The following is a 13,335-nucleotide window of genomic DNA, read 5'->3' on the forward strand; positions in this document are numbered from 1 at the left end:
CGTATCGTCAATGTGGTGTTTGCCGTCAAAGCAGTACTTTTGCTATCAGTCTTGAGTTATCACAAGCGATTTACTTAGGGCTGTTTTAGCCCACAGCTTAGTAGAATAGAAAAGCTTGTACGCCTCGACATCATATATGGTTACGCTATCTCCTGACCTAAAAGCCAAACTTTCCACTCCTCTAAAAATTGGTTCTTTTGAGGTGAAAAGCCGAGTTCTCCAGTCACCCTTGTCTGGCGTGACGGATATGGTCTTTCGTCGGCTGGTGCGTCGCTATGCACCTGAGTCGATGATGTACACGGAGATGGTGAACGCAACGGGATTGCACTATGTCAAACAGTTGCCGAAAATCATGGAGGTAGACCGCAACGAGCGACCAATTAGTATTCAGTTGTTTGACTGTCGTCCAGATTTTCTGGCAGAAGCAGCAGTAAAAGCGGTTGAGGAAGGAGCTGATACAGTTGATATCAATATGGGTTGCCCGGTAAATAAAATTACTAAAAATGGTGGGGGTTCTTCGCTGTTACGTCAGCCGGAAGTCGCTGAGGCAATCGTTAGGGAAGTTGTGAAGGCAGTAGATGTGCCTGTAACAGTGAAAACTCGTATTGGTTGGAGTGACAAGGAAATTACAATTCTCGACTTTGCCAAGCGGATGCAAGATGCAGGGGCGCAAATGATTACGGTACACGGACGTACCCGGGCCCAAGGTTACAATGGCAATGCCCGTTGGGAATGGATTGCTCGCGTTAAGGAAGTTCTTTCTATTCCAGTGATTGGTAATGGGGATATTTTCTCGGTTGAAGCGGCGGTGAAGTGTTTGGAACAAACGGGTGCTGACGGGGTGATGTGTTCCCGTGGAACTTTGGGTTATCCGTTTTTGGCAGGAGAAATTGATTACTTCCTGAAAACTGGGGAAGAATTACCATCACCTACACCAATTCAGCGTTTGGAATGTGCTAAGGAACATTTACAAGCTTTGTACGAATACAAAGGTGAAAGGGGAGTGCGTCAAGCACGTAAGCATATGACATGGTACTCGAAAGGCTTTGCGGGTGCTGCTGATTTGCGCGGACAGTTGAGCCTGATAGAGAATGTTCAGCAAGGTGTTGATTTGATTGATAGGGCGATCGCACAGCTGGCGAATGGGTATGAGCTGATTGAAGAAAATCAGTTGGCGATCAGCGGAGCTTAAGCATAAAGGCTTATCGCGCAGTAAGTGATGGAATTGGGTGAGATCAAAATCTAAAAAGTATGAAAACTCGCAGCTTTACAGTTATCCTTTATAAGGAAGATGATATGTATATAGCTGAGTGCCCAGAAGTTGGCACAGTAGATCAAGGAGAAACGATTGAACAGGCGATCGCCGGTTTGAGAGAAGCAACACGGCTTTATTTAGAAGAGTTTCCTTTACCTGAAACATCTCCCAGATTTGTGACTAGCATTGAAGTCAGCTATGCCTAAATTGCCACGAATCCCAAGTAAAGAAGCGATTCGTGCATTAGAACGTCTGGGGTTTGAACAAGTTCGACAAACTGCCAGTCATGTCGTGATGAAGAAGGAAACACCAGATGGCGAAATTGGCTGTGTTGTCCCGGTGCATCGGGAACTAAAAGTCGGCACATTGAGCGGTATCCTCAAGCAAGCGCAAGTCACTACTGAAGAGTTCATTGAGAACCTATGACGTTGAGGATGATGTTTCTGCCCAGCTATTCCAAAAATGACATCATCCAGCAGCAAACTCTAAACAAGCAATAATATCTCCTCTGTCAACTCAGGGAAATCATCTAGAATTTTTGCGTGAGACATTCTGGCTGCTAACCAACCCAGAACATCATACACAGTGATACGCATTCGTCTGATACAAGGCTTAGCACCGCCTTTACGCGGCTCAATTGTAATAATGTTGCGATAGCTCATAACAAAGCTAATACCAATTTGAAAAAAGAATGCAACACATCGGTTAAACCCCTCCCTACCCTCCCCTTGGCAAGGGGAGCCAGTGCGTTGGGCGGGTTTCCCGACTTGAAGCACCTGGCGTGAGGGTGCGCGATAGCGCGGGTGGGGTATCTGTCGCAAACATTTTTTGAATCGGTATAAGTTTACAAAGCTAAGTTTGGTATTCTTACACTAAGTTTAGTCTAGCCTTGTCGCAAAAACAGTTGTTTGTAGGGCGATAGAGAAAATATATTAACAAGTAATAAGGGAGTGAAACCGTATGTCGGACTTACTTGGAAGAATTACAGTTAACCCCAAACAGTGTGGTGGTCGTCCTTGTATCCGGGGCATGAGAATTCGGGTATCAGATGTGCTGGACTTGTTTGCGGCTGGACTGAGTGCCGAACAGATCCTGGAAGAAATGCCCGATCTTGAGGCGGATGATCTTAAAGCAGCACTTATGTACGCTTCACGCAAGCTCAATCATCCGGTTTTAGTTGCATGACGACGATCTGGGTAGATGCACATCTTTCACCTGCAATTGCTACTTGGATCACCATCACATTCAGCATAACGGCATTAGCTTTGCGTGATCTTGGACTCAGAGATGCCGAAGATGCTGAGATTTTTCAGGCAGCGAAAGCTCAAGGAGTTATCTTGATGACCAAAGACAGCGACTTTGTTGACTTGGTTGATCGTCTTGGATCACCTCCACAAATAATCTGGTTAACGTGTGGCAATACTTCAAATGCCCGATTGAAAGAGATTTTGAGTGTAACATTGCCAGAAGCACTAAAGCTTTTGCGATCAGGCGAAGCGTTAGTCGAAATCACTGGGAATTAGTGGCGCAGGCTAACAAATCGGTTAACTTGAAGTATTCTCTTGTTCTTCTTCTTCTTCTTCTGCTTCTAAAAGGTCAGTTGCTTTGCTACCTAGCAATCCAAAGATAGCACCGACGCCTGTTTGCCAAGTTGCAGTGCTGTTTTCTAGAACTCGCACCTGATACTCGGATAATTTAGGTTGAGAAGCTAGCCATAAGGATGTCCCACCAGAAAGGATAGTTAAGGACAGAACAGTGGAGAAGACTAACTGGAAAGCTGAAACTTTAGAAGTTTTCATTGTTAATTTTTTTTGTTTTGGTTTACAGTTTCCATGTTCTGGTAAATCCCTCTAAAGTTCAGTCTGAGCAAGGCTTTCATTCACTATGAGTTTGGAATGAGTTCAATATGACTTTTGTGTGTAAACGCTAAAATGATGACAAATCTTGTGGTTGAGGTATGGTGGGGCGATCGCTCAAAGCATCCCAAGCAGGTATCATAAAAGCAAATTCCGCGCTGAACACAAAGTTTCAGGGAAGTCGGGAAAGGTTAGCAGCCGATGTAAGCACAACGAATAACAGTAAAAATAAAGGCATCACTCTCCAGCCAATTCATAAGTTTTTTACTGGTAAGACAGTTGATAAACCATACTTCATTGGTATTTGTAAAGCGCTAGAACTGGAATGGCAAGAAATCATTGCAGAGTCAGCCCCAAAAAACCAATCCCAGCCTGAGACAAAGAACCAGGAAAAGAGTTCTGAGAAAATTTCTGATATTAATGAATTGATGCAGCAGGTGAGACAGCACTGCTGCGATAAAATCCAACACCTCTACAGCAAAATTCGCTTGTTGAATCTCCAGCAGATTGATGTAGACAAGCTTTACGTGGATGTCTACGTGTTGGAGAAGCTTTCTAGTGTGTGTTTTGCCACTATTCCTGAACTGCTGAAAGACTCAAACTTACGAGATGACTTTAACCGCTTTGGATTGGGACAGCGTGGAAAGCGATCGCCTGGATTTGAAATTGCAAACAAATATCCCAGATTGATGGTGTTGGGTAAACCAGGATCAGGCAAAAGCACATTTTTACGACACTTGGCTGTTGACTGTTGCAAGGGGCAGTTTCAGCCTGATCTCATCCCGATTTTGATTGAACTGAGATCCATCAAAACCGCCAGTCAGTTCGACCTACTGAAATACATTCATGGAGAATTTGATTTATCTGATGAGGAGCAAACCAAACAAATCTTGAAGCAGGGTAAAGTCTTAATTTTACTGGATGGTTTGGATGAAGTGCCTAGTCAGTCGCGACGAGATGTCCAAAACCATATTTCTGAGTTTTCCCACGACTATTACAAAAATCGCTTTATCCTGACTTGCCGGACGCAAACAACAGAATATACTTTACCAACATTCGATTACGTTGAGGTTGCTGATTTCAATAAAGAGCAAGTCGAAAACTTTGCTCAAAACTGGTTTGCGACATCAGTTCAGACATCTGAGGAGGGGGAAAAGCTAAAAGAAGATTTCATAGAAAAGCTACGCCAAAATAAGCAAATAGCTGACCTAGCCGTCACCCCCATCCTGCTGAGTTTGACTTGCTGGGTTTTCAGTGAGTTGAAAGATTTACCCTCTAGGCGTTCTCAATTGTATACAAGAGGACTCAATTTGTTATTGCAGCAGTGGGATGAACAAAGGGGAATCAACCGGGAATTTGGCAGTGAACGTTACCGAAAGTTGTTACCTCAAGAAAAGCAAAAACTTTTAAGTTACGTGGCTCATCGTAAGTTTGAGCAAGAGCAATTTGTGTTGTTTGAAGAAAATGAATTTCAAAGATACATCGCTGAGTATCTCAAGGATATTTCAACTGAGGACAGTAAACAGGTGCTAAAAGCGATAGAGGCGCAGCATGGATTATTCATTGAACGAGCGCAGGGCATTTACTCTTTCTCGCATCTGACATTTCAGGAATATTTAACTGCCCAATACATTATTGATTATCAGCAAGTTGAGAACTTGGTTACAGAACACCTCACAGATGAACGCTGGCGAGAAGTATTTTTGCTGGTGGCAGATTTGAAGGGTGAGAATGCAGGTGATATGTTGTTGTTAATGCAAAAGGAAGCGCAAAAGTACATTAACACACCTAAATTGCAAGAACTATTACGCTGGGCAGATGAAGTCACAGCTGGGTCGGCCGGAGATGTTAATCCAGTGGGCAAACGTGCGTTGGCGCTTGCCATCGCCCACACGAACACTTACGCCAACACCTACGGCTACGACTACGAGAACACCTACGACTACGACTACGCCAACACCTACGTGAACACCTACGCCGATGCCATCGCCAACGCCGACTTGCACGCCTACGCCGACGCCATTGCCACCGCTGGCTTCAACGTCTACGCTAACCTCGACGCCCTCGACTTAAGCATCGTCGGCCCCTACGAGATTGCCGACGCTATCGCCAACGGCTACGCCGATGCCATAAATCTCACTCGTGAGCTTGAAAAATTAAAAATTTTTAATAATTTTAACTCTACTGAGCTAATTAAGCAACTCGAAGCACAAGAATCTCACATTTTTGATGAGAAACAGCCACAGAAAGAACGTCAAAAATTTGCTGAATCTCTCCAAGAATCTTTGCTCAACGCCTTCAATCTTACACAGGAAAAAGTTGATTTATCTCGGGACGAAATCAGTAGACTGGAAAATTATCTTTATGCTAATTCCCTAATTATCGAGTGTAAACAAGCAGCTGTGGAGGTGCCGTCCAAAATCTGGGAAGCCATTGAGGAGCGGATGTTGTTGATAGATAAGTAGGTCAACCTAAAAAAACTTAAAATATAAATCCTGCGATTGCTACCCTGCGGGAAGCCCCCTCCGGGGTCTACGCTTCACTTCGTTCCACTGCCCGGAGGGCACGCTGCGCTAACGCAATGACATTTTATATTTAATTATGTTGAGCCACTTAACTAAATATTGATTGTGCTGTTAGAGAATAAGAAAATGAGACAACCACGCTATGAAAAAAGGCAGGTACAAAACCCACTCTTAAAGCCATTTTGATTTCAACTAAACACCACAGCCCGCCGGAACATCTTCATCAATACCATTTAGTACAATCGAGCTAGGCATGAGTTAATCCGGTGTTCTATGACTGCATCGACAGAAATTCGTCAAAGGGCGATCGCTTCGCTGCTGCGCGGAGCGCAGATCGCACATCCAGCATCAACGCCTAAAATCAAAGCATGACCAGTTATAAGATGAATATGTTAAAAACACTTTGGGCTACTGTTCGGCAAGGAAAAATTGAACTGCTGGAATCAGCGGAACTACCTGAAGGAACAAGAGTGCTGGTAACACTTCTTCCTGATGATGAAGCTGAGTTTTGGCTTCAAGCTAGCCAAACATCACTTGATGCAGTTTGGGATAACGCCGAGGATGATGTTTATGCCCAGCTACTCCAAAAATGATATCATCTTGGTTCGGTATCCCTTCTCGGATTTGTCTAGTTCAAAGGTAAGACCTGCAGTTGTGGTTAATGCACCGCATGTTTCTCAAGATATTATCATCACGCCACTAACAAGTAAAACAGGATCGTTACTTGAGGGTGAGTTTGTACTTTCTGACTGGGCTGCAGCAGGGCTTAACGTGCTTACAGCAGTCAAGCGAGGTTTGTACACAGTACATGAGAGCTTAATTGTGACAACGATTGGTAAGTTGGCGAATTCCGATGTCGAGCAGTTAGAGCAATCCTTACGATCCTGGTTAGGGTTGTTGTGACGCAGCGCTTGAACAGCTTAGATTAGCATAGCCATTAAAATGGAGGTAATCAGTCAAATCAGTCACGGTGAAAATTGGAGTTTAGAGCGATGCAACAAGATACTATCGAAATCAGTGGTTTTCACGCTCATGTCTACTTTGATACTACCAGCCGTGATGTAGCTGAACGTGTACGCGAAGGATTAGGCGAAAGATTTGAGGTGCGGCTTGGGCGCTGGCATGATAAACTCATTGGTCCACATCCAAAGGCGATGTATCAAGTTGCATTCTTACCGAATCAGTTTGAGAAAGTTGTTCCCTGGTTAATGCTCAATCGTGAGGGATTGGATATTTTAATCCACCCCGAGACGGGCGATGATGTGAAAGACCATACGGAACATGCTCTGTGGCTAGGAGAGAAACTGGAGCTTAATATTGGGTTTCTTCAACAGATTGGAAAAACCTAATAAAAAAAGAGCAGGTACAAAACCCGCCCCTTAAGCAATATTGATTTTAAATCAACAACCTAATTGCCAATCTCCGGCGCACTAAACGATAGCGCTGGCGCTTCTTGATCCGCCAAAGCGGGTACAGAATGGCGTAACCGCGCCGTCAGCTGCACAGTTGTCGCATCATACATCTGAGTCAGCATCTTAGGATACAAACCAATACCAATAATTGGTATTAACAAGCAGGCGATGATGAAGATTTCGCGGGGTTCGGCATCTATGAGTTTCTGGTGAGAAACTAATTCTTTGTTTTCTTCACCGTAGAAAATCTCCCGCAGCATTGACAGTAAATAAATCGGAGTTAGAATCACCCCAACTGCCATCAAGAACACCACAATAACTTTGAAGGTGGGGTTATAGGCATCGCTGGTGGCAAAGCCAACGAATACCATCAACTCAGCAACGAAACCGCTCATTCCTGGCAAGGCTAAGGATGCCATAGAACATGTTGTCCACATGGCAAACATTTTGCTCATTTTCTTACCAACACCGCCCATTTCATCCAACATGAGGGTGTGAGTACGGTCATATGTTGCCCCTACCAGGAAGAACAAACTCGCCCCAATCAAACCGTGGGACACCATTTGCAACATTGCCCCATTCAATCCTAAGTCGGTGAAGGAAGCAATACCGATCGCCACAAAGCCCATGTGAGAAATTGAGGAGTAGGCAATTTTCCGTTTCAAGTTGCGCTGGGCAAATGATGTCAGGGCAGCGTAGATAATATTAACTATCCCCAAAATCACTAACACCGGGGCAAAATAAGCGTGGGCATCAGGAAGCATTTGGGCATTCATGCGAATAAGCGCGTAACCGCCCATTTTCAGCAGAACACCTGCTAGCAACATATGCACAGGCGCTGTCGCTTCTCCGTGGGCATCTGGTAGCCAAGTGTGCAACGGAAAGATCGGGAGTTTGACAGCGTAGGCAATCAAGAAGCCCGCGTACAGCCAAAGTTGGAGATTGAGGCTGAAACCTTGATTTGCAAGCGTTTGCATATCAAAAGTGATGGGATTGCTAGAAAACGCCATCGTTAATCCAGCTAGCAAAATAAACAGCGAACCGCCAGCCGTGTACAAAATAAACTTGGTCGCTGCGTATTGCCGCTTTTTGCCTCCCCAAATCGAAAGCAGAATGTATATCGGCACCAGTTCGAGTTCCCACACCAGGAAAAACAACAGCATATCCTGGACGGCGAAAACGGCAATCTGACCGCCATACATCGCTAATATCAAAAAGTAAAACAGCTTGGGCTTGAGTGTCACCGGCCAAGCTGCCAGCATCGCCAGCGTGGTAATGAATCCAGTCAAAATAATCAGGGGCATAGACAAGCCATCTGCCCCTACCGACCAATTCAAACCGATCTGTGGAAGCCAGCTGTAACTCTCAAAGAGTTGCAAATCTGGATTGGAGAAATCATACCCAGTATAAAAAGCAGTCACAATCAGTGCGAAATCTAACAGCCCTATGACCAGGCTATACCAGCGCACTGTTTTGCCATCTTTATCTGGAATGAAGGGAATCAGCAGTGACGCCGCTATCGGAAACAGAATAATCGTCGTCAGCCAAGGAAAATTTGCTGTATTCATCGCAAGTTGTTAGGCAGCAATAATAATGTTCGGCTATCAACTACTAGCTATTTACTAGCAGTTTTTGCAGGCGTTGGTCTTCATTGTTAGGTTTATTTAATAAAAATAAAGAAAGATGAAGAGAGCAAAACTAATGACCCTGTCTTCATCCTCTGTATGCATTTATCAGTTAGAGCCACAGAGTGAGTTGACTTTATTCACTGTACAGGGTTTGAAACAGTCGCTCAAAAATCTAGATTTATCTGGAGTTCAACGCGAAAATGACGGTAGAATTACTTAAGATAAAATCGCTGTAAAAGCGAATAGTAAGTTTTTATCTTGTTTATCCCCAATATGGTTTTAAGCCACATTAATTAGGGAACACTTTAAAAGTAATTCCTGATGTCACAAGACCAGGGAATAGAGGAGCCAGTGCTGTGGGGGAGGTTAGCCCCCCTTAGCGACTGGCGTAAATTCCCGTTTATCCCTGAGTGTAATCAGCTAACTTGCAAAGGATATTTCTAGATTTGTCTAGATTTTATTGAGCAGTTATCAAGTTACACCAAAAACAATCACTAAACCCAACACAGCGCCAAAGATAATTAAGGCATAGAATTGAGCACGACCGTTTTCTAGGTATTTCAGACCTTCACCAGTGATCAAAGTGAAGAAACCGGTGAGATTTACAGCACCATCAACAACGCGGAAGTCAACTTCCATCACTTGTCTGGCTAAACGCCGCAAACCGACAACAAAAACACGATGGTAAATGTCATCAAAATACCATTTGTTGAGGGAGAACTCATAAAGCGGCTGGATTTTTGCTGCGATCGCCACTGGGTTAATTTTACCCAACAGATACGTCAACGAAGCTAAGGTAATGCCAATCAAGGAAATCCCAACTGAAGCACCTGCCATAATGTAAAATTCTGACGGGTTGAATTCAGCCGCTTTTTCTACGACTTCGGCTAAAGTTTCGCTGGGTGGGAAAATAAACTCCTCAAAATAGTTGGCAAAAGGAGTCCCAAGCAAACCAATCAGTATAGAAGGAACTGCCAAAATCGCTAATGGCAGAGTCATTGTCCAAGGCGACTCATGAGGATACTGACTGTGACCATGACCGTGACCGTGACTGTGGTCATCATGGTGATGTTCCTCAGTTGCTTCCAATTCTCCCTTGGTCATGGCACCAGGACCAAAAGCAGGGGCTGCATCAAAACCTGTAACAATTCCCATTCCTGCTGGAGATTTGAGTTTTTGCCACAAATTAGTTTGATTGCCCCGGAATTTACCTTCAAAGGTAACGAAATACATCCGGAACATGTAGAAAGCGGTAATTCCGGCGGTTAACCAACCAATTGCCCAGAGAAGTGGGTTGACTGCAAATACCTTCCCTAAGATTTCATCTTTTGACCAGAAACCAGCAAAGGGCGGGATACCAGAAATTGCGACACAACCAATGAAGAAGGTAATTGCCGTAACTGGCATATATTTCCGCAGTCCACCCATCAACCGCATATCCTGCGCCAAGTTGGGATCGTGACCGACGACTCCTTCCATACCGTGAATCACAGAACCAGAACCCAGGAAGAGCATCGCCTTAAAGTAGGCGTGGGTCATTAAGTGGAAAAGTCCAGCGCTGTATGCGCCTACTCCCATTGCCATCACCATGTAACCGAGTTGGGAAATGGTGGAGTAAGCTAAGCCCTTTTTGATGTCGTTTTGAGTGATGGCAATTGTCGCACCCAAAAATGCTGTCAATGCCCCAGTGAAGGCAATCACGTTCATTGCTGCTGGAACGTGTTCAAAAACTGGGTACATCCGAGCAATTAAGAAAACACCCGCCGCCACCATTGTTGCTGCGTGGATGAGGGCGGAGATGGGGGTGGGACCTTCCATTGCATCTGGTAACCAGACGTGCAGGGGGAATTGAGCGGATTTTGCAACCGGACCCAGGAAGACGAGAATCGCCAACACGATGGCGAGCAAATTGCTGACAGCACCTGTTTGGACAAGTTGCGCCAGGCGATCGCCCATCACATTAAATTCAAAGCTTCCTGTTGCCCAGAAAAGCCCCAGAATGCCCAACAGCAATCCAAAGTCACCCACGCGGTTAGTTACAAATGCCTTTTGACAAGCATCTGCTGCTGCCTTGCGATCGTACCAGAAGCCGACCAGCAAGTACGAGCACATCCCGACCAGCTCCCAGAAGATATAAACCTGTACTAAGTTGGGGCTAACCACCAGACCCAACATTGAGGAGCCGAACAAGCTGAGATAGGCGTAAAACCGGACATAGCCTGGGTCATGAGCCATGTAGCCATCCGTATAAACCATGACTAGAACGGCTACGGTTGTTACAACCACTAGCATCAGGGCTGTTAGGTGGTCAACAGTGTAGCCCATGTTCAGGTGGAAATTGCCTGCTGCTGCCCATTCCAAGGTACGGGTGTAAGGAGCGTGTCCTTGAATTTGACTCCACAGCAAAGCAAACGACAGCGCCATCGCGAGTCCCATTAAGGAGATAATAAATGCCGCGTTGAGCTGTCGCAGGCTGTTCGTCACCTGATTCAACGAGATTAACCCTAGACCGACCAGCATTGCCCCAAGAAGAGGTAATACCGGAATCAGCCAGGCATACTGATAGATAACTTCCATCACTGACGCCTACTTTTAGAATTCTTGACTAATTTGTCGGAACTGTTAATAATTGTGACACACACACTTTAGGATAAAATACCCCACACAATAGTTATTGGGTGGGGTAATTAAGTTTGGTTTTAGATTTGGTCATCAGTCAATCAAGAGGACAAGCGGACAAAGGGATAATGAGTAATTAGCCTGCGCTTATGCGCAGAGCGCACGAACCCGATAACGTTCTTGCAGCCAGCCGTGCGCTTTGCGCTTGCACCACTCGTCACTAGAAGTGAATATTCTTGGTACATAGCGCTGGTTCACTATAATCCCTCTTTACGCAGAACGACAACCTAAATCCGCTGTTGTTGGTCGATGGTAAGCTTTAGGGCGGTTGGTGTAACAGACTTTCATATCTTCCAAAGCTAAGAGTAAATCTTCTCGTCCACGAAAACTTTCCAAACGCTGGCAGACTATGCCATTTTCGATCAACACTAAAGTTGGCAGTGATTTAAGTTTATATTTTGTGGCGAGTTTAAAATTGTCATCAGCGTTCACCCCTACTAGTTTAATTTGGTCACCGCATTGAGCTTTAAATTGCAATAATAATGGGTGGATAATTCGACATAACCCACACCAAGGTGCTTCAAAATTTACTAAAACAGGAATTGAAGATTCTAAAACTTCTTGAGAAAATGTCCGCTCACTAACCGACAACACCATGACGCCTCTGGAATTTATATGGTTTTGATATCAAAACTAACTGTCAGCTTTGGGAGTCCATTGTCAGGATTTTGTAAATATTATCCATTGCAGAACTGACAAAGAAGCCGGCAAAACATTCAAGATGGTAACTCTCTCAAACTTTTTGGTTTTATAGTCGTTATTGTCAGGGTATCTTTACACCAATCTGCTGTTGACCTGACCTGTGCGACAACTTTCCTCCAGACACCTATAATAACCGTGGGTAGTTTTCTTTGGCTTGGTGCAAAAAGAAATAGTACCATTATGGCCTGTGGCAATGCTGCTGGAACTAGACGCTCTCGCACAAGTATTGAGGATTTTCTCAAGTATTGGTCGCTGTTGGCTATCTTGTTTTATTCACTAAATTTTATCAACTAAGGCTGATTATAGAAAAGAAAATAGCGAATTATCAAGTTTTTCCCTACTTTGGCAATTGACCAGCAATTACCAAATTTAAAATATCAAAACGACTAAGTGCACCCCCACTGACAGCTACTTCAATTAATCCTACATTGATTTGGTGGCAGTGGATGAGATCAAATTAATATTTAATCTCATCAACTTCTGTTGATAAATCCGATTATGTTAAAATCATAATTCAATTTTACTTGTAGCTTCGAGCAATAGAGGGTGTGACCACCAAAGTAATAGCACAAAAATAGCAACCCCCAAATAAGACGGACGTAAAAATTCCTGCCATAAGATAGATTGACGGCCCTCAAGTATAGCAGCAAAGGGCATGATCGAAGTACGCTGTTTTACTTGAGCATAAGCTTCTCCATAGCGATCGCTTAAACGGCGATCCCCATGCCATACTCCGAATAAATGGTGTAACACTAAACCAATTGAAGTGACAAGTGTAAAACTTGTACCCAACCACAAGGTATGAGCAACACACCAGATAATTTGTCCCACCATCTGTGGATGGCGAGTAATGCGAATAATTCCTGTTTCAAAAAGATGTACCTGAGGCTTTTGGATAGCAGCAATTTCTAGGAGATTGAAAGTAGCAGGATACAAAAACAAAAACGAAATAGCTGAGAGTACCCATACGAATGGCTGGACTCCAGGTAAATTTTGGACGTACCAAAGTTGCAAGCCATCGTAGCGGTGGTTAAAAAAATAAATAATTAATATGACAGCCAACGGCAGGCTACTAAATGCAAAAATAATGCGATAGAGTCTACATCCAATATGCTTTTCTGCCCACGGGCGCAGGGCTGCGCCTCCACTATGGACAATTGCAAAACCAAATAGTAGTCCTAGCATGACAAAATGACTAAGGGTCAACCAAGACGTCGGCGGCATCATACACACAAATGAAGTAACTTAAAGAAAGCCTAATTTAGTACAACAAATACC

General features: G+C 44.2%; 15 protein-coding genes and 1 pseudogene. 10 read left to right on the plus strand and 6 right to left on the minus strand.

Annotation, left to right across the window (positions count from 1 at the left end; translation table 11 throughout):
• Nucleotides 1–136 precede the first annotated feature (136 nt).
• From dusB to DP114_RS09915, 3 genes are read left to right on the plus strand one after another with little or no spacing between them, the layout of a single operon-like run.
• Entirely contained in the window at nucleotides 137–1,192 is a 1,056-nt protein-coding gene (gene dusB / locus DP114_RS09905; RefSeq protein ID WP_171976001.1) for a tRNA dihydrouridine synthase DusB, read from the plus strand.
• Nucleotides 1,193–1,251: 59 nt separating this feature from the next.
• Nucleotides 1,252–1,461, plus strand: coding sequence for a type II toxin-antitoxin system HicB family antitoxin (locus tag DP114_RS09910; protein ID WP_169263139.1), 210 nt, complete (start codon nucleotides 1,252–1,254; stop codon nucleotides 1,459–1,461).
• On the plus strand, nucleotides 1,454–1,681 hold the full coding sequence (locus tag DP114_RS09915) for a type II toxin-antitoxin system HicA family toxin (RefSeq protein ID WP_171976002.1): 228 nt from the start codon (nucleotides 1,454–1,456) through the stop codon (nucleotides 1,679–1,681). Before DP114_RS09910 ends, DP114_RS09915 begins: the two co-directional genes overlap by 8 nt.
• Before the next feature lie 42 nt (nucleotides 1,682–1,723).
• Here the strand turns inward: DP114_RS09915 and DP114_RS09920 are convergent.
• Nucleotides 1,724–1,917, minus strand: a pseudogene (locus DP114_RS09920) (DUF433 domain-containing protein).
• 298 nt (nucleotides 1,918–2,215) lie between these two features.
• On the opposite strand from DP114_RS09920, the gene DP114_RS09925 reads away from it, so the two are divergent.
• On the plus strand, nucleotides 2,216–2,440 hold the full coding sequence (locus DP114_RS09925) for a DUF433 domain-containing protein (RefSeq protein ID WP_169267953.1): 225 nt from the start codon (nucleotides 2,216–2,218) through the stop codon (nucleotides 2,438–2,440).
• Nucleotides 2,437–2,778 carry a DUF5615 family PIN-like protein gene (locus tag DP114_RS09930; RefSeq protein WP_171976003.1) on the plus strand — a complete coding sequence of 114 codons (342 nt, stop codon included), beginning with the start codon at nucleotides 2,437–2,439 and terminating at the stop codon, nucleotides 2,776–2,778. Before DP114_RS09925 ends, DP114_RS09930 begins: the two co-directional genes overlap by 4 nt.
• A 21-nt stretch (nucleotides 2,779–2,799) precedes the next feature.
• Here DP114_RS09930 and DP114_RS09935 read toward each other — a convergent pair whose 3' ends face one another.
• The gene (locus DP114_RS09935; RefSeq protein WP_171976004.1) at nucleotides 2,800–3,054 is read right to left on the minus strand and encodes a hypothetical protein; all 255 of its coding nucleotides are present in this window, start codon (nucleotides 3,052–3,054) and stop codon (nucleotides 2,800–2,802) included.
• A 158-nt stretch (nucleotides 3,055–3,212) separates the two neighbouring features.
• On the opposite strand from DP114_RS09935, the gene DP114_RS09940 reads away from it, so the two are divergent.
• From DP114_RS09940 to DP114_RS09955, 4 genes are all read left to right on the plus strand, one after another.
• Nucleotides 3,213–5,576 (plus strand): NACHT domain-containing protein, encoded by a 2,364-nt coding sequence (locus DP114_RS09940; RefSeq protein WP_171976005.1) that lies wholly within the window; start codon nucleotides 3,213–3,215, stop codon nucleotides 5,574–5,576.
• 428 nt (nucleotides 5,577–6,004) lie between these two features.
• The gene (locus DP114_RS09945) at nucleotides 6,005–6,229 is read left to right on the plus strand and encodes a hypothetical protein (RefSeq protein WP_244838339.1); all 225 of its coding nucleotides are present in this window, start codon (nucleotides 6,005–6,007) and stop codon (nucleotides 6,227–6,229) included.
• Nucleotides 6,207–6,539, plus strand: coding sequence for a type II toxin-antitoxin system PemK/MazF family toxin (locus DP114_RS09950; RefSeq protein ID WP_171976006.1), 333 nt, complete (start codon nucleotides 6,207–6,209; stop codon nucleotides 6,537–6,539). Before DP114_RS09945 ends, DP114_RS09950 begins: the two co-directional genes overlap by 23 nt.
• An 89-nt stretch (nucleotides 6,540–6,628) precedes the next feature.
• Nucleotides 6,629–6,985 carry a DOPA 4,5-dioxygenase family protein gene (locus DP114_RS09955; RefSeq protein ID WP_169267949.1) on the plus strand — a complete coding sequence of 119 codons (357 nt, stop codon included), beginning with the start codon at nucleotides 6,629–6,631 and terminating at the stop codon, nucleotides 6,983–6,985.
• A gap of 59 nt (nucleotides 6,986–7,044) precedes the next feature.
• On the opposite strand, the gene DP114_RS09960 is transcribed toward DP114_RS09955, so the two are convergent.
• A complete protein-coding gene (locus DP114_RS09960) occupies nucleotides 7,045–8,616 on the minus strand; it encodes an NAD(P)H-quinone oxidoreductase subunit 4 (RefSeq protein ID WP_171976007.1) in 1,572 nt (523 codons plus the stop codon).
• A 133-nt stretch (nucleotides 8,617–8,749) separates the two neighbouring features.
• On the opposite strand from DP114_RS09960, the gene DP114_RS09965 reads away from it, so the two are divergent.
• Nucleotides 8,750–8,896 (plus strand): hypothetical protein, encoded by a 147-nt coding sequence (locus tag DP114_RS09965; RefSeq protein ID WP_169267947.1) that lies wholly within the window; start codon nucleotides 8,750–8,752, stop codon nucleotides 8,894–8,896.
• Nucleotides 8,897–9,147: 251 nt separating this feature from the next.
• Here the strand turns inward: DP114_RS09965 and DP114_RS09970 are convergent, their stop codons facing one another.
• The 3 genes from DP114_RS09970 to DP114_RS09980 form a co-directional block, all read right to left on the minus strand.
• A complete protein-coding gene (locus DP114_RS09970; protein WP_171976008.1) occupies nucleotides 9,148–11,253 on the minus strand; it encodes an NAD(P)H-quinone oxidoreductase subunit 5 in 2,106 nt (701 codons plus the stop codon).
• A 312-nt stretch (nucleotides 11,254–11,565) separates the two neighbouring features.
• The gene (locus DP114_RS09975; protein WP_169267945.1) at nucleotides 11,566–11,952 is read right to left on the minus strand and encodes a thioredoxin family protein; all 387 of its coding nucleotides are present in this window, start codon (nucleotides 11,950–11,952) and stop codon (nucleotides 11,566–11,568) included.
• 612 nt (nucleotides 11,953–12,564) lie between these two features.
• Complete coding sequence (locus DP114_RS09980; protein WP_370460841.1) at nucleotides 12,565–13,284, minus strand: NnrU family protein; 720 nt, start codon at nucleotides 13,282–13,284, stop codon at nucleotides 12,565–12,567.
• Nucleotides 13,285–13,335 lie beyond the last annotated feature (51 nt).

It is taken from the genome of Brasilonema sennae CENA114, from assembly GCF_006968745.1.
GTDB lineage: Bacteria > Cyanobacteriota > Cyanobacteriia > Cyanobacteriales > Nostocaceae > Brasilonema > Brasilonema sennae.

Bases quoted from the DNA above. Each gene is read 5' to 3' on its own strand.
- dusB (WP_171976001.1), top strand. From the start codon at position 137: ATGGTTACGCTATCTCCTGACCTAAAAGCCAAACTTTCCACTCCTCTA.
- DP114_RS09910 (WP_169263139.1), top strand. From the start codon at position 1,252: ATGAAAACTCGCAGCTTTACAGTTATCCTTTATAAGGAAGATGATATG.
- DP114_RS09915 (WP_171976002.1), top strand. From the start codon at position 1,454: ATGCCTAAATTGCCACGAATCCCAAGTAAAGAAGCGATTCGTGCATTA.
- DP114_RS09925 (WP_169267953.1), top strand. From the start codon at position 2,216: ATGTCGGACTTACTTGGAAGAATTACAGTTAACCCCAAACAGTGTGGT.
- DP114_RS09930 (WP_171976003.1), top strand. From the start codon at position 2,437: ATGACGACGATCTGGGTAGATGCACATCTTTCACCTGCAATTGCTACT.
- DP114_RS09935 (WP_171976004.1), bottom strand. From the start codon at position 3,054: ATGAAAACTTCTAAAGTTTCAGCTTTCCAGTTAGTCTTCTCCACTGTT.
- DP114_RS09940 (WP_171976005.1), top strand. From the start codon at position 3,213: ATGGTGGGGCGATCGCTCAAAGCATCCCAAGCAGGTATCATAAAAGCA.
- DP114_RS09945 (WP_244838339.1), top strand. From the start codon at position 6,005: ATGACCAGTTATAAGATGAATATGTTAAAAACACTTTGGGCTACTGTT.
- DP114_RS09950 (WP_171976006.1), top strand. From the start codon at position 6,207: ATGCCCAGCTACTCCAAAAATGATATCATCTTGGTTCGGTATCCCTTC.
- DP114_RS09955 (WP_169267949.1), top strand. From the start codon at position 6,629: ATGCAACAAGATACTATCGAAATCAGTGGTTTTCACGCTCATGTCTAC.
- DP114_RS09960 (WP_171976007.1), bottom strand. From the start codon at position 8,616: ATGAATACAGCAAATTTTCCTTGGCTGACGACGATTATTCTGTTTCCG.
- DP114_RS09965 (WP_169267947.1), top strand. From the start codon at position 8,750: ATGACCCTGTCTTCATCCTCTGTATGCATTTATCAGTTAGAGCCACAG.
- DP114_RS09970 (WP_171976008.1), bottom strand. From the start codon at position 11,253: ATGGAAGTTATCTATCAGTATGCCTGGCTGATTCCGGTATTACCTCTT.
- DP114_RS09975 (WP_169267945.1), bottom strand. From the start codon at position 11,952: ATGGTGTTGTCGGTTAGTGAGCGGACATTTTCTCAAGAAGTTTTAGAA.
- DP114_RS09980 (WP_370460841.1), bottom strand. From the start codon at position 13,284: ATGATGCCGCCGACGTCTTGGTTGACCCTTAGTCATTTTGTCATGCTA.